Genomic DNA, 23838 nt, shown 5'->3' with positions numbered 1-23838 from the left:
AAGCCGATCCGGCCTTTCGGCTCAGCTGCGCAGAACGGCTTCGGTGATGTCCTGATCGGCTTCCAGCTTGCGGCGCGGGCGCAAACCTTCCTTGGCCAGCGCATCATGATAGGCGCGTACCGCGTCGGAGGGGGAGACGTCGCCATCGGCGACCGCCCGCATGAAGGTGAGCAGCGTCCGCGGTGATTCCGCCAGGTTGATCTTGCGACCGAACAGAGCAAGCCTGGCGCCCGCGCGTTCGGCCTGGCGCAGCAGTTCAAAGGTATCGCGCGTGGTGCCGGCCCCGCCGCCCAGCACGCCGATGACGACCGAGGGATCGTAGTCCGCCAATTCGGCAATGGCGCGATGGCCATTGAAGGGGATCTTCAGGAAGCGCGGACGCTCCACCTGCGTCAGGCCGGAGAGGCAGCGCAGCAGGCAGTCATTCATGAAGCCTGGTGCGGTGTCCGGCGTCAGCCCCACCGGCGCATTGGGATTGAAGACTTCCAGGAAATAGGTGAAGCCGAGGCGTACCGCCTCATCCCGAAAGGCCGCGAATGCATCAAGCGAGCGCATATCGGCATCAAGGTCATTGTTGAAGGTGATGGAATAAAGGCCAAGATCGGTACCGGTGATCGGATCGCCCTTCTTGCCGTCCTGCTTGCCATACATGACCTGCGCGATATTGGCGGTGCGGAAGGGGCGCGACATTTCCTTGGCATAGGAAGATCCACGCACGCCGCCCCAGCAATCCGTCGCGTCATTGGCGCGGATGGCGGGCTTCACCGCTGATCCCTTGTAGACGCCTTCCTGGTGCAGCCGCTCCATATTGGAGGCCGAGGTCAGCATGATATCGACGATATCCTGGCGCACGACTGCGGTGATCTGATCCAGATAGTCGCGCCGCGTCTTCCAGCCGGTCTGCGCGCCATCCCCATCATAAAGCGGGCCGCCGGTGGTGATGCCGGACCCCATATCGCCGTCCTTGGCATCGGCGATGATGAAATCGCCCCGGCGATAGTCACCGGACATGATGCGGGCAAGCTTCTCGTCAAGGCGGGTCATGGGGTGGTCTCCCGGATACGGATCGATGAAAGGGTTTGTTCAGGACAGCGGCGTCGCGAAGACGGTTGTGGTGTCGTGGTCCGCCGGCACGCCAGGCAAGCTGGGCTGGCCGAGCACGAGAAGGCAGCCGGCCATGAAGGTATCGCCCAGTCCCAATGTCGTGCGCGGCTGCTGCAGATGCGGGCTGGGACAGGTGACGATGTGCCAGCCGCCCAAACTCTCTTCAGGCGGCGGGGCGGAGAATTGCGCCTCCACCGGCAAGCCGTTGGGGACCGTCATGCCGCCAGCGGCGGCCCTGGCGCTGGCCAGAAAGCACCCCATCATCAGCGCCTCGCGCTCCTGGTCGGGGTCGCCGCGTGTCGCGCTCATGGCCCAGTCATCGGCATGCACGGTAACGCGCGATACGCCCAGCGTCTGGCCCAGACCGCGCAGGCCATCCGCCAGATCAGGCGTGTCTGGATCTATGGCGCGAAATTCCGACAGGCTCATGCCGATGGAGGTGATCGCCCCCGCCATGCCGGCGATGGCGCGGTCGCGATACTCGGGCCTTTCATAGCCCGCCATTTCCAAATGGATGGTGCCGATGCCGCCGCCTGTCCAATCGGCCGCGATCCCGCGGGCATAGGCGATGCCGGAGTCCAGCCGCGCGCCGCCGCCTAAAGAGCTGAAGCCCGAGACAATGCCGCAGCCCAAGCCCGGGTTGTCCCGCGCCAGACGGGTGGACAGACGCGCGAAATCGGCATCCTGCTCCAGATCGAAATCATGAAACCGCACGATGATGCGCGATGAGCGCGGCGGGGTCGCGCCGCCGATGCGGTCGCCCGCCGTATATTCAAAGATATAGACGCGCGGCCGGTCCTCGCCGGTGGGCAGCATTTCTGCCGCGCGCACCGGGGTTTCGCCCGCCAGCAGCATGTCGGGGTCCAGCACGGCGAGCTGTTCTGGCGCGCGATGCTGCAGCGCCAGCAGCGCGGGTGCCCCCAGGCGCGTCAGCAGCCGCGCGGCATGGGCGGGCGTGCCGCCGAGGGCCACCCGCATGGGGAGATGGGCATCGAGCCAGGCCGGGCCGTCATCCCAATCGAAACGCAGCTCGCCGCCGATGCCCGCGGCGGCACGGCGCTGCAATTCGGCTCCCAAAGCGCGCGCCTGGTCAGGTCCCGCCGCAAGCTGCAGGCAGGCGGCCGTGTCCAATCGCGTGAAGGCATCGACGCAGAGCGAGAGACCGCACATGGTCCAGCGGGCCTGGCCCGCGTAGGCTCCCAGTCTTTGGTGAAGTGCGACATAGGCGTCGTGCCAATAGCGTTGCACGTGTTCTTCCCCCCGCGGGTCTCGCGGCTTGTGGCGGCGACTGACCTCTCACCGCTCGTTCTCATGCAACATTTGACGCAAAATGACGCAAGGTCAATTGGAAATGTGCGCATTTATGCGATATGCTGCTTTGCATCCCCGCCCGATATGGCGCATCCAGCGCTGACATGATCGGATGTGATACGGAAACTGGGTCTGGCCGAAGGAAAGATGGGTTGTGAGCGAAACGAGTGATGATTTCGTCCTGCCGGGGTCGCGTCAGCGCAGCCTGGTCGATTTCATCCGCCACAAGGGGCATGTCACTGTCGCCGAACTCACCACCATGTTCGGTGTCTCGCGCGATACCATCCGGCGTGATCTCCAGGTGCTGGAACGTCAGGGCGTGCTCACGCGCACCCATGGCGGCGCGCTGGCGAGCGACGGGCTGGTGGCGCGGGAAACCCGCTTCCAGTCCCGCATGACGGAGCAGACAGGCTCCAAACGCCTGATCGGCCGGGCGGCGGCCGGGCTGATCCGCGAGGGTGAGACGCTGATCATGAATGGCGGCTCCAGCACCTGCGCGTTTGCCGCCGAACTGGGCCGGCTGCGCGATCTCACCATCGTCACCAATAACCTGATGCTGCCGCCCATGGTGCCGCGCAATGCCGCGCGCTGCATCTACGTGCTGGGCGGTGCCTATTGGGACAACGCGCAGATCACGGTGGGCACGGTCAAAATCGCCGGCTCGGCGCGCATCAGCGTCGATACGGCCGTAGTTGGCGTCACCGGCATCGATGCCTCGGGGGTATCGATCAGCCGGCTGGAGGAAGCGCAGGTGACGGTCGAGATGATGGACGCGGCACGGCGGGTAATCGTCGTCGTCGACAGCTCAAAATTCGACGCCCCGGCCTTCGCCCATGTCGCCGATTTCAGCCGCGTGCATTATGTGGTGACGGACACGCAGCCCCCCGCCCATATAACCGAGGCGATGGCGCAGGCAGGGGTCGAGGTCGTGATCGCGAGCGGCTGACCCAGCCGCTCGCGCCACAGCCGGCCCTGGTCAGCCGACGATCTTGGCGATCTTGTTTTTTGCCCGGTTGAGTTCGTCCTCAATATTGCCGCTGACCAAAGCGCGCGACACGGCGGATTGCAGTGCCAGCGTCACTTGCGGATAGAGCGGCGTCACCGGCCGCGGCGTGGCACCCACGAAAACATCCTTCAGCGTATGCATGAACGGCTGCGCTTGGATCAGGGCCGGCTGATCGAAGACGCTCGGCCGGGTGGGCGCCAGGCCGAGGCCCGTCGCGATGCGCAGCTGCGTATCGGGCGAGGACATCCAGGTGATGAAGTCGATCGCGGCCTCGCGGTTCTGGGTATGGGCATTAACGCCATATTGGTAGCCGCCCAGGCAGGCCGCGCTCTTATGGCCCGGAAAATGCGGCAGGGGCGCCACGCCGACCTTGCCGGCGATCGAGGAGGATGTCTTGTCCTCAGCGATTTTGTAGACATAGGACCAGTTGCGCAGAAACACGCTGTCGCCGGCGGTGAAAGGCCCGCGTGACGGCTCCTCATCCCAGCTCAGCACATCCTGGGGGCTGATCTTCGATGTGGTGATCGTGTCATACAGGAACTTCACGCCTTCCACGGCCGGTGGCTCGGCGATCAGTACTGTTTTTCCGTCGGCGGCCAAAATGCCGCCACCCGCCGAGCCCACCACTTCCACCAGATCGCAGACCAGCACTTCCGCCTGCTTGCCCTGCCACAGATAGCCGAATTTCGCGCCGCCGGATTTCTGGATTTTCTGCGCCGTGTCGGTCAATTCCTGCCAGGTCGTCGGCACTTGCGCGCCGGCCTGGGCGAGCAGATCCGTGCGGTAATAGAGCATGCCGGAATCGACGTGCCAGGGCAGGGCGGTCAGCTTGCCGCGAAAGGTGCAGGCCTGGATCAGCCCAGGAAAATATTCCTGCTGAACGCTCTGCGGGAAGTAGCTGTCCAGCGGCAGCGCCCAGCCGGCGCTCGCGAATTCGGCGATCCAGATGACGTCCTGGGTAAAGACATCCGGCGTGCCGTTGCGCCGCGCCAGCTGCTGCACCAGGGCCTGATGCACTTCGGTGGAGGAGGAGGGCGGCGGTAATTGCACGAAGGTCACCTGCACCTTCGATTGCGACTGGTTATAGATATCGACGATCTGGCCGATCGTTTCCTTGCCGTAGAAATTGGCGCTGGCGAAGGTGATCTGCGTGCGGTCGGCCGCGCGGGCGCGCCGGATACCGCCCGGCAGGGCGGCGGACCCAAGGGCAATGCCGGCGGCGGTCAGCGTGGCGCGGCGGGTCACGGGGGCGGTGGCGACGGTCTTGATGCTGGTCATGGGCGTATCTGTCCTTCTGCGTTTTTGTTGGTTTTGTGCGGACATAGGCAGAGGCGCGGCAGGGGTGTCAGCGCGGGGATGCGGCTTCAACCTCCCGCCAGAAATTGGTGGCACGGGTGACAGCAGGGCGTGCGGCCGCAATGAAGCGGTCCATGCTGATGAAGCCGTGGATCTGGCCGGGATTTTCATCGAGCAGCACGGTCACGCCGGCGGCGCGCAGGCGGGACGCATACTCCACCGCTTCGTCATGCAGCGGGTCGTGACCTGCCGTGAGCACGAAAGCAGGTGCTGCGCCGGCCACATCCGGGGCCCGCAATGGCGCGATGCGCCAGTCATCCGGGCGGCCGTGCGCGCCGAGGTAGTGGCCCCGGAACCACCGCATGGCGGCGGTCGTCAGCCCGTAGCCGTCGGCATAGCGGCGATAGCTGTCCTGGCTGCCGGAGACATCCGTCACGGGATAGAGCAGCATCTGGAAGGCCAGGGCAGGCAGCGCCCCCGCGCGCGCCATCAGCGCCATGACGGCAGCGATATTGCCGCCGGCACTGTCCCCACCCACCGCGACCCGGCGGGGGTCGATGCCCAGATGGCCGGCGTTGCGATGGGCGTGAGCGACGGCGGCGGCGGCATCGTCGATGGCGGCCGGAAAGGGGTGCTCCGGCGCCAGCCGGTAATCGACCGCCAGCACGACGCCGGCCAGATCATTCGCGATCCAGCGGCAGATCGTGTCATGCGTGTCCAATCCGCCCAATACCCAGCCGCCGCCGTGGAAAAAGACCAGCGCCGGCGCGCCCTCAACCGGGCAGCCCTGGCCGCGATACAGGCGCAGGGCCAAAGCCCCGGCCGTTGTCGGAATGGCGATATCCCGCACGGTGCTGACAGCCTCACGCGGGCCCTGCAGCAGCGGGCAGGTGTCGAGAAAGACCTGTTTCGCGACATCCGGTGACAGCGTGTCGATCGGCGGCCGTCCCATGGCGGCCTGGGCTTGAAGGACGGCGCGGGCATCAGAATCGAGCATCGGTTTTCACAGCCTCTTCCGGTGTCAGGCGAGGTAGGATTGCGCGTCAGGCTCGGCCAGCAGGGGCGGCTGGGTGACGGTGGTTGTCATCTCGACGGGCTGCCCGCTCTCGCCCGAGCGCAGGATCGCCTCCAGAATCTCCAGCACATGCAGCGCCAGCGCACCGGATGCCCGCGGTGGCCGCCCGGCGCGCAACCCGGCCGCGAGATCGGCGATGCCCAGCATGCGGTAATTGGCGCGGTCCGGCGCCGTATAGGGCCAATTGATCTGGCCGTAGAGATCCGCGCTGGTGTCGATGTCTTCCCAAGCGGCGCCGTGGCGGCTGAGGCTGATGGTGCCGCCGAAGGTGTCCGGGTCCGGCAGATGCAGCGACCCCGCCGTGCCATGGAGCGCGATCGGTACCTGGCTGTGACGGTAGACATCCCAGCTGGCGCCGAAGGTGATGATGGCGCCGCTCGTGAATTCGATCAGCGATAGCAGTGTCGTCGGCGTGCTGACCGCAAAGCTTGTGCCATGCAGCGGCCCGGGCGCGGTGATCAGCCGTTCTCCCGCGCCCTGGGTTGTCATGCCCATCACGCGCTTGGCGGGGCCGAGCAGATTGACCAGCATGGTGATATAATAGGGGCCCATATCCAGCACCGGGCCGCCGCCCTTCTGATAGTAGAAGGCCGGATTGGGATGCCAGTGCTCCATCCCCCGTCCCATCATGAAGGCGGTGCCGGTCACGACGCGGCCGATGGCGCCGTCATCCAGCAGCTGCCTGGCCTGTCGGCCCGCCGCACCCAGGAAGGTATCGGGGGCCGAGCCCAGCATCAGGCCGCGCGCCGCGGCGTCCGCCACCAGGCGGGCGCCATCCGCGGCGGTGACACCGAGCGGCTTTTCGGTAAAGACATGCTTGCCGGCGGCGAGCGCGGCATGGGTGATGTCGGCATGCGCCGCCGGCACGGTGAGATTGATCACAAGGTCAATATCGGGCGCCCCCAGCAGGTCCGGCACCGTCATCGCGCGCAACCCGAATTCGCCCGCCCGCACAGCGGCCTGCTGGGGCAGCAGATCGGCGCAGGCCGTGACGGCAATGCCACGAAACAGGGCGGCATTGCGCAGATAGGTCATGGCGATATTGCCGCAGCCGATAACGCCGATACGCAAGAGAGACATCGCCTGACCTTCTGTGTGTCTTGGCTCCGATGGCTGGCCCTATGGCGGCAAACCTGCATTTGTCTGCGCCAATTGCCGCAGAAACTCAAGGGCGTGATGCAGCATTATGCGCATTTATGCTTGACCCTGCGGATTGATTGCTGGAACCTGCCTGTGTGACGCGGCGTAAGACCGCGCATGGGAAGGGAGTGCAGGATGCTGGGAGCACAAAGCCACGCATCGGCCGCGCCTGGCCGCCGCCATATGGTATTCGCGCGTGCAAAGCCGCCGGTCGCAGCCAAAAAGACGCGTGCCGGCCGTCATGGATTTTTCCGGCCCCACCGCGTGAAGGCGGCGGCGGTCAGCTGGGCGCTGCTGCTGCCGGCGCTGGTCGCACTCGCCGCGGTTTCGCTCTATCCGATTCTCAACGGCATCTGGCTGTCGCTGACGAATACCTCGCTCATCACCAATGAAAGTGCCTTCGTCGGCCTGACCAATTACGTCACGCTGTTCAATGATGGGCAGTTCTGGAATGCCTGGACGCATACGATCATCTTCACCTTCGTCTCGACGGCGGCGGAGACGATCATCGGCGTGCTGATGGCCTTGCTGCTGTTTGAGCGTTTCGCCGGCCGTGCGTTCCTGCGCGCCATCATGCTGGTGCCCTGGGCGATGCCGACGGTGGTGACATCGAAAATGTTCGGCTGGCTGTTCGATGGCCAGCATGGTGTCATCAACTATCTTGGCGTGAAGTCCGGGCTGCTGAGTGCCAATGTCAATTTTCTGGGCTCAACCCATACCGCTTTCGCCACGATCATTCTGGCCGATGTCTGGAAGACGACGCCCTTTATGGCGCTGCTGCTGCTGGCGGGCCTGCAGACGATATCGCCGACGCTGATCGAGGCGGCCAAGATCGACGGCGCCTCTTCCTGGTCCATCTTCTGGCAGGTGCGCCTGCCGCTGCTCTGGCCCACGCTGCTGATCGCCGGCCTGTTTCGCGCGCTGGATGCCTTCCGCATCTTCGATCTCGTTTATGTGCTCACGGGCGGCGGTCCGGCCGATTCCACCGAAACATTGTCGACGCTCAGCTACAAGGTTTTGTTTTCCACTTTGCAGTTCGGCTACGGATCGTCGATGACGATGGCGACCTTCATCACCGAAGGCATCATCGCCCTTGGCTTCTGTGTCGTCATCATGCGGCAGATGAGGGCAAGCCGATGAACCCGTCCCGACACATGGCGCGCAGCATCATCGTCTATGGCGGTGCGCTGCTGGTGCTGATCTGGTCCGCCGGGCCATTCCTCTGGCAGTTCTCAACCTCCTTCCAGCTCGATCGTGCGCTGACGGGCCCGACACCTTCCTTCATTCCGCATCCCTTCACCTGGATGCATTACAAAAACGCCTTCTTTGAGCGGCATTTGCAATATTATCTGCGCAATTCGCTGATCGTGGCACTCGCGACCACCGCCTTCGCGCTGACCTTTGGCACGTTCGCAGCCTTCGCCTTGTCGCGCCTGAACATGCGAGGCCGTTTTGGATTGCTGATGGTGATCCTGTCGGTCTCGATGTTTCCGCAGATCGCGATCGTCGGGCCGTTGTATCTCATCGCTTCATCCTTCAATTTGCTCGACACCTATACCGGCCTCATCATCGTCTATCTCGCCCTCGGCCTGCCGCTCGTCACCTGGGTGCTGTTCGGCTATTTCGAGACGTTGCCGCGAGAGATGGACGAGGCCGGGCGCGTGGACGGCGTGTCCACCCTCGGCCTTTTGTGGCGGATTATCCTGCCCATTTCCCTGCCCAGCCTGGTGACGACGGGCCTGCTCGCCTTTATCGCGGCCTGGAATGAATTCCTATTTGCACTCGCCTTCACCTCCAATTTCCAGCATCAGACCGTGCCGGTCGGGATCGCGAATTTCACCGATATCTATTACGTGCCCTGGGGTGATATCTCTGCGGCGTCCGCCGTGGTGACGCTGCCGCTGATCATCCTCGTGCTGATCTTCCAGCGGCATATCATCCAGGGCCTGACCATGGGCGGATTAAAGGAATGACTGGCATGGGCGAAACCTCGCCGCGTCTGCAACTCGGCTGCCAGACCTATACCTGGGAAATGCTCGGCGACCGCTACCAGGACGGCCCGGACACGCTGCTGGCGATGATCGCAGCGGCCGGCTATGCGGGGATCGAAATTACAGACCGGATGATCGGTCACTATCGCGACCGCCCGCAGGCTTTCGCCGGCGCGCTCGCCCAGAATGGCTTGACGCTGGTTTCCTACGCCATCGGCAGCGACAGCGGCTTTACCGAGCCTGCCATGCTGCAGGCTGACCTCTCGGCCGCTGAACACGCCATTGCCTTTGCCGGCTATTTTCCGGGGGCGCTCGTCTCCTTCGGCAGTGCGACGATCATGTCGCCGGGGGACCGCGCGGATAAATTCGCAGCCGCTGCCGGCTTCTACAATGCCGCCGGCAGGCTGGGCCAAAGGGCAGGGGTCGGCGTCGCTTTGCACCCGAGTTCGCATCACAATACGCTTCTGTTCAATCGTGCCGATTACGACGCGATCTTTGCTTTGACCGATCCTGCGCTGATCGGCTGGGTGCCGGATACCGGCCATATTCTGCGCGGGCATGAGGATATGCTTGACGTGCTGCGCACCTATCGCGACCGCATTCGCTATCTCCATCTCAAAGACGTCGATGAGGATGGGGAATGGGCCATGCTCGACACCGGGGATTGCGATATCGACGCGGTCATCGAGACGGTGCGGGTGGCACCCCATTTCAACGGCTGGCTGGTGGTAGAGGAAGAGTCAGCCACGGCGGCGGCCGATCCTGCCGCGGCCGTGGCACAGAACCGTGCGCGCATGCGCGACTTCGGCCTTTAGGATCTGGCCGGTCTGCTGACTGCGCAGGGCAAGACCTGTCACCAGATCGTATAGCCAACATCGGCCATCACGATGGCGCCCATCAGGGCGCTGGACGCGTCCGACGCCAGGAACAGGATGACGGAGGCGATCTCCTCCGCCGTCACGGCGCGGTGGGCTGGCGTATTCTCAAGCCATATGTTGGAAAGTTCGGGAATCCGCAGGCCGGTACCTGACATGGCGGTATCGACATAGGTCGGCGCCACGCAATTCACCCGCACGCCGCGGGCGGCCCATTCGCCAGCCAGCGATCGCGTCAGGTGATGCACGGCGGCCTTGGCCGCATTGTAATGCACCTGGCGCTGCGGCCGGTTGGAAATGACGCCGGACATGGACCCCACGGTCACGATGCTGCCCGCGCCCCGCGCCAGCATATGGCGGCCAAACGCCCGGCAGCTCCAGTAGCAGCCGTTGAGATTGATATCGATCATCTTCAACCAGACATCGTCGGTCATGTCTTCACCCGCCGTATCGGGCCAGGCGATGCCGGCATTGGCGACCAGGATATCGACACCGCCTTCGGCATTGAACCGGTCGGCCGCCGCCGTCACCGCGTCTGACTGGGTGACGTCCAACACAATGCCCTCGGCTTGCGGGTACAGCGCGCGGAGCTTCGCCAGTCCGTCTTCCAGCACGGCCGGGTCGCGGTCGGCGATGATCGGCCTGGCCCCGCATTCGCCCAGCGCCATGGCCGAGGCAAGGCCAATGCCGCGCCCACCGCCGGTGACGAAAGCGGTCTTGCCGGTGAGGTCATATTTGTCTCGATACATCAGCGTCTCCCGGAGTTTCTTATGGGCAGCCCCGTCTTATGCGGCAGCGCGATCGGCCAGTCTGCTGACAAAATGGGGATTGCCGCGCCACGGCGCCACAGCCCTGCCTTGGTCAGCCTATGGCGAAGTCCTGCCAACTCATGCAGCATCGCCAGACATGGCGGAGCGTCAGGATATGGCAGGCATGCAGGACCCTTTGCGAGACGGCTGGGCCTGGACGCAGGCAGGGGAGGCCGTGGCGCTGGCCACTGTGCTGCGCACCTGGGGCAGCGCGCCGTGTGGAGCCGGTAGCCATATGGTGGTGAGCGGAATGGGCCGGATCAGCGGCGCCGTCAGTGGCGGCTGCGTGGAAGGCGCGGTCGTCGAGACCGCCGAGCGCCTGCTGGCCCAGGGTGGCGCGGAACGGCTGCGCTTCGGCGTGACCGATGAGCTTGCCTGGTCGGTCGGTCTCGCCTGCGGTGGTGAGATTGAAATTTATGTCGCACCACTGCCCACGCATCTCTTGCCCGCGCTGTTTGCGGCGCAAGAGATGCGGGAGAGCATCGCCATCGCGCGTCCTTTGGATGGCGGCCCTGGTCATGTCATCACGCGGGAGGATGATCTGGCGGAGACGGCGGCCGCAGCCCTGTCGCGGGACGCACCGGTACTGGTGACAAAGGATAGGATTGAAATCCTAATTGAAACCTTCAATCCGGCCCCGCGTCTTGTCATCATCGGCGCGGTACGCATCGCGCAGTCCTTGGCGCCCATGGCCCGTCTGGCGGGGTTTGAGGTCATCGTCGTCGATGCGCGCAGCAGTTTCTGCACGCGGGAACGCTTCCCCGAGGCGCGGCTGATCCTGGACTGGCCGGACCGCGCTTTCGCCGAACTCGGACTCGATGCGCGCACGGCGGTGGTGACCCTGACCCATGATCCGAAATTCGATGAGCCGGCCTTGGCCGAAGCGCTGGCAGCACCCGTTTTCTATGTCGGCGCGCTCGGCTCCCGCCGCACCCATGCGGCGCGGCTGCAGCGGCTCGCCGAAACTGGCGTCGGTGAGGCCGCGCTCGCGCGAATCGACGCCCCGATCGGCCTCGATATCGGGGCGGTCGGCCCGAATGAGATTGCGGTGTCCATCCTGGCGGCGCTGATTGCAGCCCGGCGTGGAAAGTTTGCACGGCCATGATCGCGGCTATCGTCCTGGCCGCCGGCCTTTCCCGCCGCATGGGCGCGCAGAACAAGCTGCTGATGCCATGGCCCGCGGGCGGCACGGTGCTGACGGCCACCTTGTCGCAAGTGCTGGCGAGTGGAGCCACGCCGGTGATCCTCGTCACCGGCCATGAGCGGGCGGAGGTGGAGCGCGCAAGCTTCAACCTGCCGCTGACCCGTATTCATGCCGGGGATTTCGCGGCGGGGCTGTCCGCCAGCCTGCGCGCCGGGATCGCTGGCGTGCCGGAGGCTTGCACGGGCGCGCTGATCTGCCTGGGCGATATGCCCTTCGTGCCGGCTGCCGTGCTGCGGGCGATGCTGGCGGCTTTCTCGCCGGATGCCGGCCGCAGCATCATCCGCCCGACCTTTCGCGGTCAGCCAGGCAACCCGATCCTATGGGGCCGCGCGCATTTCGCCGCACTTGCCGCGCAGACCGGGGACAAAGGCGGGCGCGACATCCTGGCCGCGAGCCCCGACCTGCATCTGCTGGAGGTGGAGACCGCCGGCATTCTGGACGATCTCGACACGCCCGCGCAATTCGCGGGGATGAGCCTGCGTCAGTGACCCAGAATGCGGCTGACGAAAGCCTGGGTGCGCTTCTGCTGCGGCTGGCCGAAGATCTGCGCGGGCGGTCCCATTTCCTGAATCCTGCCATCGGCCATGAAGGCAACGCGGTGCGAGACTTCGCGGACGAAACCCATTTCATGCGAGACGATGAGCAGCGTCATATTGTCGGCCGCCAGCATCTTCACCGTATCCAGCACTTCGCCCACGCGCTCGGGGTCCAGCGCCGATGTCACCTCATCCAGCAGCAGGATGTCAGGCTTCAGGCACAGTGCGCGGGCAATCGCCACGCGCTGCTGCTGCCCGCCTGACAGTTCATCCGGGTAGGCGGTGAGCTTGTCGCCAAGGCCGACCTTGTCGAGCAAAGCGCGCGCCTCAGCCTCCACGGTTGCGCGGTCGCGCTTCTGGATGGTGACGGGGGCCACCATCACATTGCGCAGCACAGTCATATTGCCGAACAGGTTGTACTGCTGGAAGACGATGGCAAGCTTGTCGCGGGACCGGCGGAGCGAGCGGCGGTCTGCATAATTGATCGTCTCGCCGGCCAAGGTGACGGTGCCGGCGCGCGGCGGCAGCAGCCCGCTGATGACGCGCAGCAGCGTGCTTTTGCCTGAGCCCGAGGGGCCGATCAGGCTGACGATCTCACCGCGCTCGATCGACAGGTCAATCCCGTCGAGCACGGTCGCGTTGTTATAGCGCGCGACGAGGCCGCGAATGTCGAGATGCGCCAAGCCGTGTCTCCAGATAGGCCCCGAAGCGGGCCAGAGGATAGGAAATGAGGAAATAGAGGATCAGCACCGCCCCATAGACGAGGGATGCCGAAAAACCCTTGGTATTGAGGATTTTGCCGGCCTGGGTCAGTTCCAGCACGCCGACCTGGGACGCAAGCGCCGTGTCTTTGATGAACAGCACGAAATAGCCGAAGACCGGCGGCAGGATCAGCGGCCAGGCCTGGGGCAGGCGGACATGCCAGAAGATATGCCAGGCGGAGAAGTTCATCACCGCCGCCGCTTCCATCTGGCTTGGCTTCACGGCGCGCAGACCGGCACGCACGATCTCGGCCACGAAAGCGGTTGAGATGACCGAGGTGCTGATGAAGGCGATGACCAGCGGCGTCGCATTGAAGCCCAGAACCTGCGCGCCGAAGAAGAAGATCATCAGCGTGATGAGGAAGGGCACGCGGCGCAGGATTTCGACATAGATCAGCGCCAGCGCCTTCAGCGGCCAGAAGACCGAACGCTTCGACAGCCGCGCGAGGCTGAGCATAAAGCCGCAGAACAGCCCTACGACACAGCCGACGGCCGACAGCGACACGGTGGTGAGTGCGGCCTTGAGCAGCAGGATGACGTTATAGATCGTGAACAGGCGGGGAATTTCCGCGATCAGAAAGCTCAGCATCACAGCACCGGAACGCGCGCACGGAAGGCCCAGCGGCCGACCACGGCCAGCAGGATCGTCGCGATGAAGGTGACGATGACATAAAGCCCGGCGACGGTCGTGAAAATCTCGATCGAGCGGAAGGTGGTGGAATTGATGTTGAAGGCGCGGCCGGTCAGTTCCTCCACCCCGAAGATGGCGGCCATCGAGGTGCCAAGCGTCATCAGAATATATTGATTGGTCAAGGCCGGCATCGCCACCCGGAACAGGTGCGGCAGCGTGACATGGCGCAGCGTCTGCAGCCGGTTCATGCCCAGGGTTTCGGCCGCGTCCAGCTCCTGCGCATGCACGGTGCCCAGACCCGCGCGGAGAATTTCGGTGAGGTAGGCTGCCGCATTCAGCGTCATGCCGATCAGCACGGCGGCGAAGGGTGAGAACAGAATGCCGAAATCCGGCAGACCGAAATAGATCACGTAGATCTGCACCAGCTGCGGCGTATTGGTGAAGAAGGCGACATAGATGCGCACCAGGCGCGCGGCGATGGGATGGCCCTCATTGCGCAGAACCGCAAAGACCAATCCCATCACCATGCCGCCGATGAAGGACAGCACGCTGAGCGCAAGGCTGATAGCCATGCCGCCGATCAGATAGGGAAGGTAAGGCGCTATCTGGCCATAGTGCAGGACGTAATGCATGGACCTGAAGCGCCTCCTGTCTCAGCCTATCAGAAATACGGCGAGGTCGGGATGGGATAGACGGGCGCCATGCCGAACCACTTCTTGTAGGTATCGGTCAAAAAGCCGTCCGTCTCCAGCGCGTACAGCGCCACGTTCAGCCAGGACTTCAGCGGCGCGTTGCCGAAGGCGAGGCCGATGCAGTCATAATCGACTTCCGCATTCTTGTCGGCAATGACGCGCGTCTTGGCCGGATAGGTCTTGGTATAGGTGCCGAGATAATCGACCACATCGACGATCGCGTCGCCGCGGCCCTGCTCGAAGGCGCGTACCGCATCGGGATAATTGTCAAACAGCGTGACCTGGGCCTTGGGCAGGGTCTGCTTCACGTAGTCCACCGGCGTCGTGCCGCGCACTTCGATCAGCTTTACGTCAGCGGAATTCAGGTCCTGCATGGTCTTGTAGGGTGCGCTGTCCTTGGTGATGGCGCTGATCGCTTCCGTCTGAATCGGCAGCGAGAAGTCGATGACCTGGGCGCGGGCCGGGGTGCGGGTCAGCGCACCCATCATGAGGTCGGCCTTGCCGGTGAGGAGGTAAGGCACGCGGTCGGCGGAATTCACCTGCACCAGCTGCACCGTCACGCCCAGCATCTGGCCGAGCTTGTTGGCAATATCGACGTCAAAACCCTGCACCTGGTTCTGGTCGCTGAAGGAGCCGAGCGGCGGCAGATTGGGGTTGATGCCGATGACCAGCGTCTTGGCGGACAGGATCTCATCCAGGCTATGGGCCTCGGCGGCGGCCGGCGCGGCAAGCAAGGCGGCAAGACCGGCGACCCGGCCGATCCACGTCAAGGCACCCATATCACTCATCCCTTTGCGGTTGCATCATGTGGCTCATCAGTATACGATTTGTATACCGTTCGTCGACAAAGAAACACTGGAATGGCAGAAAGTCAATCATCGCAACCGCGCGATTTTCATCGCGCAACGGGCATCGAACGGGGGCGTGCGGTTCGCATCGTCTTTGATGGCAGGCCGATCGAAGCCTATCTGGGTGAGTCGGTCGCAAGCGCGCTTCTGGCCGCCGGCATCCGTATGCTGCGTGCCAGCCCGCGGGCCGATGCGCCGCGTGGCGCCTTCTGCTGGATGGGCATCTGTCAGGAATGCGTCGTCGTGGCCGACGGCGTCCGTCGTCCGGCCTGCCGGCTTGAGGTGCGCGACGGCATGGTGATTCTGCCGGGGACGGTGCCGTGACTCTGGATACCGATCTCATTGTCATCGGCGGCGGCCCGGCCGGGGTGGAAGCAGCCCTGGCGGCCGCCGAGCATGGGCTGTCCGTCCGTCTGGTCGATGAAGCGCCGCAAGCCGGCGGCCAGGTCTATCGCGCGCCGCCGCGCGCCTTCGGCGCCGCGTTTCAGCACAAGGCCGATCCCCTCGGCGTGGCGCTGCGGGACCGTCTGACGGCCAGCCCCGTGCAGGCGCATTTCGATCATATCGTGTGGTCCGTGTCGCCCGGCTATCGCGTCGACGCCCTGGGGCCTGCCGGTGCCGTCTCCTGGCGTGCCCGCGCCATCATTGCGGCGACCGGCGCGCAGGAACGGGTGGTGCCTTTCCCCGGCTGGACGCTGCCCGGTGTCACCGGGCTTGCGGGCGCCACCATCATGCTCAAAGCGCAGGGTATATTGCCGGGTCAGTTGACGCTGGTCGCGGGGCAGGGGCCGCTCCTGCTGGCAGTGGCCGTCGGTATTCTCAAAGCCGGCGGCCGCCTGGCCGCCGTGATCGATCTTGCCTCCCAGGCGGACTGGCTGGCCGAGTGGCGGCCGATCGCCAGCCGGCCTGACCTCGCCTGGAAAGGACTGGCCTGGCAGATGGCCCTGCGCCGGGCGCGCGTGCCGATGCTCTACCGCCATGCCATCCGCGGCGTCGTGGCACGGGGTGAGAAGCTTCATGTCTCTGTCGGCCGGGTCGATGGCGATGGCGCGCCGGCCGCGGAACCCGAGCGGGACTTCCTGGTCGATGCCGTCGCCGTCGGCAACGGTCTGACGGCCGCAACCGACATCACCCGTCTGCTGCGGGCCGGGCATCGGTTTGAGGCGCTGCGCGGCGGCTGGGTGCCGCAGGTGGATGCCGATTACCGCACGACGATGCGCAGGCTTTACGTGGCCGGCGACGGCGCCGGTATCGCGGGTGCCGCGGCGGCCGCTCTCGATGGGCGGCTGGCTGGTCTTGCGGTCGCGCATGATCTGGGCGCGCTGCCGGTTGAGACCTATCAGCATCTGGCAGCTCCGCTGCGGCGCAAGGCGCAGAGCGCGCGGCGGTTCGGCACGGCCATGGCCAGGTTGATGGCGCTGCGCCCGGCCCAGGTGGCGGCGATCGCGGAGAACACCATCGTCTGCCGCTGTGAGGATGTGACGCGAGGAGAGATTGGCGCGGCCGTGCGCGACGGCGCGCGCGGGGTCAACCAGGTGAAGGCCTGGACACGCTGCGGCATGGGCCCCTGCCAGGGCCGCATCTGCGGCGATATCGTCGGCCAATTGGTCGCCGGACGTGGCAACCCGCGGGAGGAGGCAGGCTATTTTACCGGCCGCACGCCGTTTCGGCCGCTGCCGCTGGATGAGCTGGCGCCCCCCATCGCCTATGATGATCTGCAATTGCCGCCCCCGGCGCCGCTATGAATGGGCGGATGATGACGCCTGATTTCGATGTCGCGGTGATCGGCGCGGGAGCGATGGGTGCGACGACCGCGCTGCATCTGGCCCGCGCCGGCATGCGCGTGGCGCTCGTTGATCGCGGTGAAATCTGCCGTGAGGCCTCGGGCGTCAATGCCGGGACGCTGACCCTGCATATGACGCGCGCCGCCCTCATCCCCTACGCGATGAAGGGGCGGGAACTTTGGCTTGAGTCCCGGCGCTGGCTGGGGTGCGATGTCGGCGCGCGCTCCGCCGCCGGCTTTTCGCTCGCCTTCACCGCCGCCGAGGAGGAGATGCTGGTGAAACGGGCCGAGGCGCGCGCCGCCATGGGCGCGCCGATCCGGCTGATCAGCCCGGCTGAGGCCTGCGCCATCGACCCTGGCATCAATCCGGCCATTCGGGCCGCGGCCTTCTGCGCGCTGGACGGGCATGTCACCGCCTATCTGACCGGGCGCGGCTACCGTCAGGCGCTGATCGCGGCCGGCGTCACCATGGTGGAGCAGATCCCCGTCAGTGCGATCGAACCACAGGGTGCGGGCTACCTTATTCGCGGCAGCTGCGGCACGCGCCTCTCGGCCCGGCGCATCGTGCTGGCGGGCGGTGTCTGGCTGGAAAACATGCTCGCCATGCTGGGCCTCCGCGTGCCAGTCAAATGCCTGATCAACCAGCTTGTCATTACCGAGCGCATGCGCCCTGTCATGCGCAGCGTCATCGGCATCGCCAATGGTCTGCTGTCGCTGAAGCAGTTCGAGAACGGCTCGGTGCTCATCGGCGGCGGCTGGCAGGGCCGCGGCGACCCGGTGAGAGGCGGGGTCGAGCCGATCCCCGACAATCTCATCGGCAATATCCGGCTCGCCCGCCATGCCGTGCCGGCCTTGGGTGAGACGCGGGTCGTGCGCATCTGGCTGGGCCTCGAATCGGAAACCGCCGATGCCATGCCGATGATCGGTCCCCTGCCGGGAATGGAGGGCGCCTATGTCATCGGCTGCGTCCATTCCGGCTATACCAGCGCGCCCTATATGGGCCTGCTGCTCGCTCAGCATATTCTGGGTCAGGAGCCGGAGATGCCTCTGTTCGATCCGGCCCGCTTGATCGATACCACCCTGGCTAGCGTAAGGACTGAAGCGTGATCCCTGCAACCGATACCCCCTTTCACGGCATTTATGTCGCGACCCTGACGCCCTTTCGCGCCGATGGGCAGATCGACGAGCCGGTCCTGGCCGAGCATTTCCGCAGTGTCGCGCGCGTCCCCGGTATCGTGGGCGTGCTGTGCAACGGTCATGCCGGCGAGAACTTCCTGCTGACGCGGGAGGAGCGGCGGCAGGTGACGGAGATCGCGCATGCAACGATCGGCATCACCCACATCATCGTCGCAGGCGTCGTCGCCGAAGCGACCGAGGAGGCGGCACTCCACGCGCGCGATGCGGCCGATGCCGGGGCGGATGCCGTGCTGGTTTTTCCGCCCTTTTCCTGGGCCTTGTCGCAGGATGACCGCATGGCGGTGACACATCATCGCCGCATTGCCGAGGTCTGCGGCATTCCGCTGATGCTCTATCAGGCGGGTGTTGCCTCCGCTCTCGCCTATAGGCCCGCCGTCCTGGCCGAACTGGTGCAAATCCCCGCGGTCGTCGGCGTCAAGGAAGGCAGCTGGGAAAGCAATGCCTATGACCGCAACCGGCGGCTGGTGCAGGCCGTCGCCCCCCATGTCGCGATGATGGCCTCCGGCGATGAGCATCTGCTGTCCTGCTTCGTGGTCGGCAGCGAGGGCAGTCTGGTCAGCCTGGCCGTGCTGATGCCGGCCGAGATCGTGGCGCTGGACAGGGCGGTGCGCGACGGTGACCTCGCCACCGCCCGCGTGCTGCATGCGCGCATTCAGCCGCTCGCGAACGCCATCTACGGCCATGCGCCCGGCGGGCTCGCGACAGCGCGGCTGAAGGCCTGCATGCTGCTGACCGGCGCCTGGACCAATGGCAGTCCGCGTGCGCCGGTCACGGCTTTGCCGCCGTCGGAGATCACGCGCTTGCGTGATGCTCTGGTCGCGGCGGGACTTTTGGAAGGAGCATCGCCCAGGTGACGGACAAGCATTCTGCGGGCGACGAAGGCAGCCTGGCTGAGCGCGCCTATGATGCGCTCAGCCGGTTGGTGCTGACCCGCCAGCTGCCCGGCGGCAGCCTGGTGGTGGAAGGCAGGCTCGCGGAGCAGCTGGAGATTTCGCGGACGCCGATCCGCGAGGCGATCCTGCGTCTCGCTGCGGAAGGACTGCTCATCAAGCAGGGCTCGCGCTCCTATGCCGTTCGGCAGGTCCAGCCGGTGGAATTCTTCCAGGCGCTGAAGGTGCGAGAGCTGATCGAGGGTGAGGCGGTGGAACTGTCCATCGGCCGCGTGCCCCCGGAGGTGATTCAGGATTTGCGGCGCAATGTGGAAAACCTCGGCAAGCTCGATCGGCAGGATGCCGCCCATTGGGAAATGGATGATCGTCTGCATCTGCTCTTCCCGGAAGTGCTGAACAATGGCGTCATGGTGCGCATCATCCGTGAGCTGCGCATGACGACGCGGCTGTTTGAACTGACCAGCCCATCGGGCCGCGTGTCACGTGATGCCAGTGAGCATATCGATATTCTGGATGCGGTGGCCGAAGGCAATCCGCGCCGCGCCCGCGCCGCGATGGCGACGCATCTGCGCAATGTCGCCGCCGAAATGCTGGATGTGATGAGCGGCCGCGACGCCGCACCACCCAAAAGGAGATCGCGGGCATGACCCGGTTTGAGACCGTCATTCGCGGCGGCACTCTCGTGACGGCCGCTGACACCTTCGTCGCCGATATCGGCATCAGCGGCGGCCGCATCGCGGCGATCGGCCTGTCGCTCGACGGCGCACGCGTGATCGACGCGACGGGCAAGCTGGTCCTGCCCGGCGGCATCGACAGCCATTGCCATGTCGAGCAGCTGGAAGGCGATGGCTCGGTGCATGAGGAGACATTCGCCACCGCCGCGCGCTCGGCCTTTGCCGGCGGCACGACGACGCTTATTCCGTTCAGCCCGCACTTCAAAGGCCAGCCGGTCGCCGCCCATGCCGGAGACTATGCGGCCCGGGCGGCGCGCTCGCCCATTGATTACACGCTGCACCAGATCATCACGGACCCGACCGCCGCGGTGCTGGATGAGGAACTGCCCGTCATCATATCAGGCGGTGTGCGCAGCCTGAAAATGTTCCTGACCTACGATCCCTTCCATGTCACGGATGCGGAGTATCTGCGCGTGCTGGCGGCAGCCAAGCGGCTGGGTGCCACCGTCTGCGTGCATTGCGAAAACTACGAGGCGATCCGCTGGCGGTCTGAGGCTTTGCTGAAAGCCGGCCGTACAGAGCCCGCGTCGCATGCAGTCTCTCGGCCCAAGGTCGTGGAGCGGGAAGCGACGCATCGCGCCATAGCACTCGCGGAGCTGGTCGATCAGCCGATCCACATCTTCCATGTCTCCTGCGCCGAAGTCGCCGACGAGATCGCCCGTGCCCAGGCGCGCGGCGTCAAGGTGACGGGGGAGACCTGCCCGCAATATCTGGTGCTGACGGCGGCCGAGATGGCGCGGCCGGGGCGGGAAGGGGCGAAATTCATGTGCAGTCCCAGCCCGCGTGACGCGGGCGACGCGCAAGGCCTGTGGGCCGCGATCCGCGCCGGCACGCTGGACATCATCTCCTCCGACCATTGCGGCTATAGTTTCGATGGACCGGACGGCAAGGCGATCCATGGCGCAGACGCTGACTTCACGCGCATCCCGAACGGCGTGCCGGGCCTGGCCGCGCGTATGGCGATCACCTTCAGCGAGGGCGTTGTCCGCGGCAATATCAGCGTCAACCAGTTCGTGGCGCTGACGGCGACGACGCCCGCCAGGCGCTTCGGCCTTTATGGCCGCAAGGGCAGCATCGCGCCCGGTTTCGACGCCGATCTGGTCATCTGGGATGCCGCGCGCGCGGTGACGCTGACGAATGATCTGATGCAGCACGCGATTGACTACACGCCCTATGAGGGGCTCGCCGTCACCGGCTGGCCGGTGCTGACGATGGCGCGCGGCGAGGTCGTCATGCAGGATGGCGTGGTGACGGCGCAAGCCGGGCAGGGCCAGTTTGTGCCCGCCGCGCTGTCGGAGGACGCGAAGCCACGCGGCCTCGTCCCGAACGGTTTTGATGCGGCTCTGGTCTGATGCAGCGCCAGCCCTATCCGGCAGACAGCGTCCGCCGGATACCGGCCGCGCGGTAGGGTTTAAGACTCTCATCATCGGCGTCTGACACCAGATCGTGGATCTCGCTGCAGGGACAGACGACAGTGCGGCTGACCCAGCCGAGCTTGGTGTGGTCGGCAAGCACCAGAATGCTCGCCGCATTCTGCGTCATGGCGCGGGCCACGGCCGCCTCATCCAGATCATGATAGGTGAAGCCCGCCGCGGTATCGAGTGCGACGGGCGACAGGATGGCGACATCAGCCCGATGGCGTCCGATCTCGGCGATTGTCACATCGCCATGGGTCGAGGGCACTTCCAGCCCCATGCGTCCGCCGAGCAGAAGAATTTCCGCATTGCTCTGCGCCGCGCGCAAGGTCATCGCGACTTCCAGCGAATTGGTGATGACGCGCAGATCCGCCACGCGCACGAGTTCGGCCGCGAAGACCGCGGTCGTTGTGCCGGCATCGATGAAGCAGGCGCTGCCGGGCTTGATCAGGCCCACAGCGGCGCGCGCAATCTGGCGCTTGGCTTCCATCTGCACGCGCTTGCGGGTGCGGAAAGGCCGTTCGGGCGGCGGATCGGCACGCACGGCACCGCCATGCACGCGCCGCAAGCGGCCGTCACGCTCCAGCAGCAGCAGATCGCGGCGGATCGTCTCACGCGATACCTGAAGCTCAACCGCAATCGCATCCGTCTCGACCCGGCCGACCGTGCCGATGATCTCCATAATGCGTTGCTGGCGTTCGTCGACCCACATAGCGCTCCCTCGATCCAGCAATGAATGATGCCGTGCGAGGGGAGCGCGCGGCAAGCGGCTTTGTGCGTTTTTATGTTTTTTTGTGGATTTGTGGATTTTGTGCTTGGCGCCGACGAAAGTCTGCCGCTAGGATCGTGCCAGACAGACATCCGGCGGCGGCCTGCAAAGATCGCCGGATATTCAGGGACTACGCAGTCGCTAACACGGTACCGGGTTTCACGCGTGTCACGCTGAGGGTCCTATGTACCAGTTATCTCGTCGCAAGTTGCTGACGGCGACCGCCGCTTCGGCTGCGGCTTTCGCTATGCCCATGCCGTTCATTCGCCGGGCGAATGCCGCCGGCCGCAATACGCTCGTCTTCGCTTCCGCCGAGCCCGTCACGGGCAATTGGGACCCGACGAGCCATACCTCGCTCGGCCAGATCAACTTTGAAGGCTTCGTCTTCGGGCAGCTGTTCCGCACGCCCATGCGCGCGTCCGACCCGACCGAGATGGTCTGGGAACTGGCGACGGGCCAGAAGCTGATCGACCCCTATACGCTGGAAATTTCGCTGCGCGACGGCGTCACCTTCCATAACGGCGCCACCTTCTCGGCCGCGGATGTGAAGGCGACGATGGAATATTTCACCGATCCCGCGCGTCCCGCGAGCGCCTTCTTTCCCGGCCAGTGCGAGGTCGAGGTCGTCGATCGCCTGACGGCCCGCGTCCATACCAAGAAATTTGGTTTCCCGGCCTCGGCCTTCCAGTTCATGGGCGGCTATATGGCCATCCTCTCGGCCGCCGACGTCAAGAATCCGTCTGTGCTCACGCAGCGGCCCAACGGCACCGGTCCGTTCAAATTCGCCGACCAGAAGGGCAACACCACCTATCTCGACGCTTTCGACAAATATTATCAGGGCCGCCCGATCCTCGATCAGGTCCAGTTCAGCTATGTGGGAGATGCCACAACCCGCGTGCTCGGCCTGCTCAGCGGCAATATCGACATCCTGCAGCGGCTGGAGCCGGAGCAGTATGCGACGCTGAAAAAGGACAAGCGCGTCGCCGTCAGCCGCACGCTGTCGACGGAAAACAAGTATCTGCATTTCCGCTGCAACAAGAAGCCCTTTGACAATCCCCTCATCCGTCTGGCCGCCTGCCATGCCATCGACCGGTCGCAGATCATGGATCTGATGGGCGATGCCGGCGGGCAGTCGAGCGATTACATCAGCCCGTTGAAATTCGGGTATGAGAATGTGCCGAACTACCCTGAATTCGACGCCGACAAATGTCAGGCGCTGCTGAAGCAGGCGGGCTTCCCCAATGCCCAGGGCCTGCCGGAGATCGACTACATCACCTCGACCGGCTTCTATCCCAAGACCAAGGACTATGGTGAGCTGATCACCGGCATGCTGCAGGACCAGGGTTTCAACGTGAAGCTCAATGTCATGGAAACCGGCGCCTGGGGTGATGTGCTGTATCAGCACAAGGGCCAGGAACCGGCCGGCCATATGATCGATTGCGGCTGGTCCACGGCGACGCCCGAGCCCGACATGGTGCTGCGCGCCATGTTCTATTCCAAAGCCGGCCCGGATGGCGGCATCATCAACGGCATCTCCGATCCCGAGATCGATGCCGCCTTCGACGCCGAACATACCGAGACCGATACCGCCAAGCGCAAGGTTCTGGTCGGCAAGCTGACCGAGGTCGTCGCGTCCAAGGCGCCGTCGCTGTCGCTTTTCACGTCGGTCAATCTCAATGCCGTCAACGCCGGTCTGAAGGATTTCTATATCTATCCGAACGGCCCCATGGATGTGCATAAGGCGAGCTTCGCAGCCGCCTAAGACGGAGGC

The 23838-nt window shown here is 65.0% G+C and carries 24 protein-coding genes; 13 read left to right on the top strand and 11 right to left on the bottom strand.

All coding sequences use genetic code 11. The features are described 5' to 3' along the window. Positions 1-21: 21 nt before the first annotated feature. Together AC3G7M_RS13540 and AC3G7M_RS13535 are read right to left on the bottom strand one after the other, a co-directional pair. Positions 22-1044 (bottom strand): hypothetical protein, encoded by a 1023-nt coding sequence (locus AC3G7M_RS13540; protein WP_489212601.1) that lies wholly within the window; start codon positions 1042-1044, stop codon positions 22-24. Positions 1045-1083: 39 nt separating this feature from the next. Further along, the gene (locus tag AC3G7M_RS13535; protein ID WP_489212600.1) at positions 1084-2352 is read right to left on the bottom strand and encodes an ADP-dependent glucokinase/phosphofructokinase; all 1269 of its coding nucleotides are present in this window, start codon (positions 2350-2352) and stop codon (positions 1084-1086) included. 217 nt (positions 2353-2569) lie between these two features. Here AC3G7M_RS13535 and AC3G7M_RS13530 point away from each other — a divergent pair, with 217 nt between their 5' ends. Beyond that, complete coding sequence (locus tag AC3G7M_RS13530; protein WP_489212599.1) at positions 2570-3361, top strand: DeoR/GlpR family DNA-binding transcription regulator; 792 nt, start codon at positions 2570-2572, stop codon at positions 3359-3361. A gap of 30 nt (positions 3362-3391) precedes the next feature. Here AC3G7M_RS13530 and AC3G7M_RS13525 read toward each other — a convergent pair whose 3' ends face one another. From AC3G7M_RS13525 to AC3G7M_RS13515, 3 genes are all read right to left on the bottom strand, one after another. Further along, entirely contained in the window at positions 3392-4699 is a 1308-nt protein-coding gene (locus AC3G7M_RS13525) for an ABC transporter substrate-binding protein (protein ID WP_489212598.1), read from the bottom strand. Between the two features lie 67 nt (positions 4700-4766). Next, positions 4767-5714, bottom strand: a complete 948-nt coding sequence (locus AC3G7M_RS13520) for an alpha/beta hydrolase (RefSeq protein WP_489212596.1) — start codon at positions 5712-5714, stop codon at positions 4767-4769. A gap of 24 nt (positions 5715-5738) precedes the next feature. Then, positions 5739-6872 (bottom strand): Gfo/Idh/MocA family protein, encoded by a 1134-nt coding sequence (locus AC3G7M_RS13515; protein ID WP_489212595.1) that lies wholly within the window; start codon positions 6870-6872, stop codon positions 5739-5741. Between the two features lie 195 nt (positions 6873-7067). Between AC3G7M_RS13515 and AC3G7M_RS13510 the strand changes: the two genes are divergently transcribed. Genes AC3G7M_RS13510 through AC3G7M_RS13500 form a run of 3 tightly spaced genes read left to right on the top strand, consistent with a single transcriptional unit; the run spans position 7068 to position 9738 of the window. Next, on the top strand, positions 7068-8072 hold the full coding sequence (locus AC3G7M_RS13510; RefSeq protein ID WP_489212594.1) for a carbohydrate ABC transporter permease: 1005 nt from the start codon (positions 7068-7070) through the stop codon (positions 8070-8072). Continuing rightward, positions 8069-8905: a carbohydrate ABC transporter permease gene (locus tag AC3G7M_RS13505; RefSeq protein ID WP_489212593.1), complete on the top strand. Its 837-nt coding sequence runs from the start codon at positions 8069-8071 to the stop codon at positions 8903-8905. The genes AC3G7M_RS13510 and AC3G7M_RS13505 overlap by 4 nt, the downstream gene beginning before the upstream one ends. 5 nt (positions 8906-8910) lie before the next feature. Next, entirely contained in the window at positions 8911-9738 is an 828-nt protein-coding gene (locus AC3G7M_RS13500) for a sugar phosphate isomerase/epimerase family protein (protein ID WP_489212592.1), read from the top strand. A 38-nt stretch (positions 9739-9776) separates the two neighbouring features. On the opposite strand, the gene AC3G7M_RS13495 is transcribed toward AC3G7M_RS13500, so the two are convergent. Further along, entirely contained in the window at positions 9777-10547 is a 771-nt protein-coding gene (locus tag AC3G7M_RS13495; RefSeq protein ID WP_489212591.1) for an SDR family NAD(P)-dependent oxidoreductase, read from the bottom strand. A gap of 157 nt (positions 10548-10704) precedes the next feature. On the opposite strand from AC3G7M_RS13495, the gene AC3G7M_RS13490 reads away from it, so the two are divergent. Then, positions 10705-11712, top strand: coding sequence for an XdhC family protein (locus AC3G7M_RS13490; protein ID WP_489212590.1), 1008 nt, complete (start codon positions 10705-10707; stop codon positions 11710-11712). Further along, positions 11709-12299, top strand: coding sequence for a nucleotidyltransferase family protein (locus AC3G7M_RS13485; protein WP_489212589.1), 591 nt, complete (start codon positions 11709-11711; stop codon positions 12297-12299). Before AC3G7M_RS13490 ends, AC3G7M_RS13485 begins: the two co-directional genes overlap by 4 nt. Here AC3G7M_RS13485 and AC3G7M_RS13480 read toward each other — a convergent pair. Genes AC3G7M_RS13480 through AC3G7M_RS13465 form a run of 4 tightly spaced genes read right to left on the bottom strand, consistent with a single transcriptional unit; the run spans position 12293 to position 15210 of the window. Further along, the gene (locus tag AC3G7M_RS13480; RefSeq protein ID WP_489212587.1) at positions 12293-13030 is read right to left on the bottom strand and encodes an amino acid ABC transporter ATP-binding protein; all 738 of its coding nucleotides are present in this window, start codon (positions 13028-13030) and stop codon (positions 12293-12295) included. The genes AC3G7M_RS13485 and AC3G7M_RS13480 overlap by 7 nt on opposite strands. Beyond that, entirely contained in the window at positions 12990-13697 is a 708-nt protein-coding gene (locus tag AC3G7M_RS13475) for an amino acid ABC transporter permease (protein ID WP_489212586.1), read from the bottom strand. Before AC3G7M_RS13475 ends, AC3G7M_RS13480 begins: the two co-directional genes overlap by 41 nt. After that, a complete protein-coding gene (locus AC3G7M_RS13470; RefSeq protein WP_489212585.1) occupies positions 13697-14371 on the bottom strand; it encodes an amino acid ABC transporter permease in 675 nt (224 codons plus the stop codon). Before AC3G7M_RS13470 ends, AC3G7M_RS13475 begins: the two co-directional genes overlap by 1 nt. Before the next feature lie 29 nt (positions 14372-14400). Next, positions 14401-15210, bottom strand: a complete 810-nt coding sequence (locus tag AC3G7M_RS13465; RefSeq protein WP_489212584.1) for a transporter substrate-binding domain-containing protein — start codon at positions 15208-15210, stop codon at positions 14401-14403. 81 nt (positions 15211-15291) lie between these two features. Between AC3G7M_RS13465 and AC3G7M_RS13460 the strand changes: the two genes are divergently transcribed. From AC3G7M_RS13460 to hydA, 6 genes are read left to right on the top strand one after another with little or no spacing between them, the layout of a single operon-like run. After that, on the top strand, positions 15292-15603 hold the full coding sequence (locus AC3G7M_RS13460; RefSeq protein WP_489212583.1) for a (2Fe-2S)-binding protein: 312 nt from the start codon (positions 15292-15294) through the stop codon (positions 15601-15603). Beyond that, the gene (locus AC3G7M_RS13455) at positions 15600-17024 is read left to right on the top strand and encodes an FAD-dependent oxidoreductase (RefSeq protein ID WP_489212582.1); all 1425 of its coding nucleotides are present in this window, start codon (positions 15600-15602) and stop codon (positions 17022-17024) included. Before AC3G7M_RS13460 ends, AC3G7M_RS13455 begins: the two co-directional genes overlap by 4 nt. An 8-nt stretch (positions 17025-17032) precedes the next feature. Beyond that, positions 17033-18169 (top strand): NAD(P)/FAD-dependent oxidoreductase, encoded by a 1137-nt coding sequence (locus AC3G7M_RS13450; protein ID WP_489212580.1) that lies wholly within the window; start codon positions 17033-17035, stop codon positions 18167-18169. Beyond that, on the top strand, positions 18166-19113 hold the full coding sequence (locus AC3G7M_RS13445; RefSeq protein WP_489212579.1) for a dihydrodipicolinate synthase family protein: 948 nt from the start codon (positions 18166-18168) through the stop codon (positions 19111-19113). Before AC3G7M_RS13450 ends, AC3G7M_RS13445 begins: the two co-directional genes overlap by 4 nt. Continuing rightward, a complete protein-coding gene (locus tag AC3G7M_RS13440; protein ID WP_489212578.1) occupies positions 19110-19796 on the top strand; it encodes a GntR family transcriptional regulator in 687 nt (228 codons plus the stop codon). Before AC3G7M_RS13445 ends, AC3G7M_RS13440 begins: the two co-directional genes overlap by 4 nt. Beyond that, complete coding sequence (gene hydA / locus AC3G7M_RS13435; RefSeq protein WP_489212577.1) at positions 19793-21235, top strand: dihydropyrimidinase; 1443 nt, start codon at positions 19793-19795, stop codon at positions 21233-21235. The genes AC3G7M_RS13440 and hydA overlap by 4 nt, the downstream gene beginning before the upstream one ends. Positions 21236-21248: 13 nt before the next feature. Here the strand turns inward: hydA and AC3G7M_RS13430 are convergent, their stop codons facing one another. Continuing rightward, positions 21249-22010: a DeoR/GlpR family DNA-binding transcription regulator gene (locus AC3G7M_RS13430; protein WP_489212576.1), complete on the bottom strand. Its 762-nt coding sequence runs from the start codon at positions 22008-22010 to the stop codon at positions 21249-21251. Between the two features lie 241 nt (positions 22011-22251). Here AC3G7M_RS13430 and AC3G7M_RS13425 point away from each other — a divergent pair, with 241 nt between their 5' ends. Then, the gene (locus AC3G7M_RS13425; protein ID WP_489212575.1) at positions 22252-23829 is read left to right on the top strand and encodes an ABC transporter substrate-binding protein; all 1578 of its coding nucleotides are present in this window, start codon (positions 22252-22254) and stop codon (positions 23827-23829) included. The last annotated feature ends 9 nt before the right edge of the window (positions 23830-23838 follow it).

This window comes from Acidisoma sibiricum (assembly GCF_057837225.1).
Note: the sequence above shows the minus strand (reverse complement) of the source record. Positions and strands in the feature narration are given on the sequence as shown.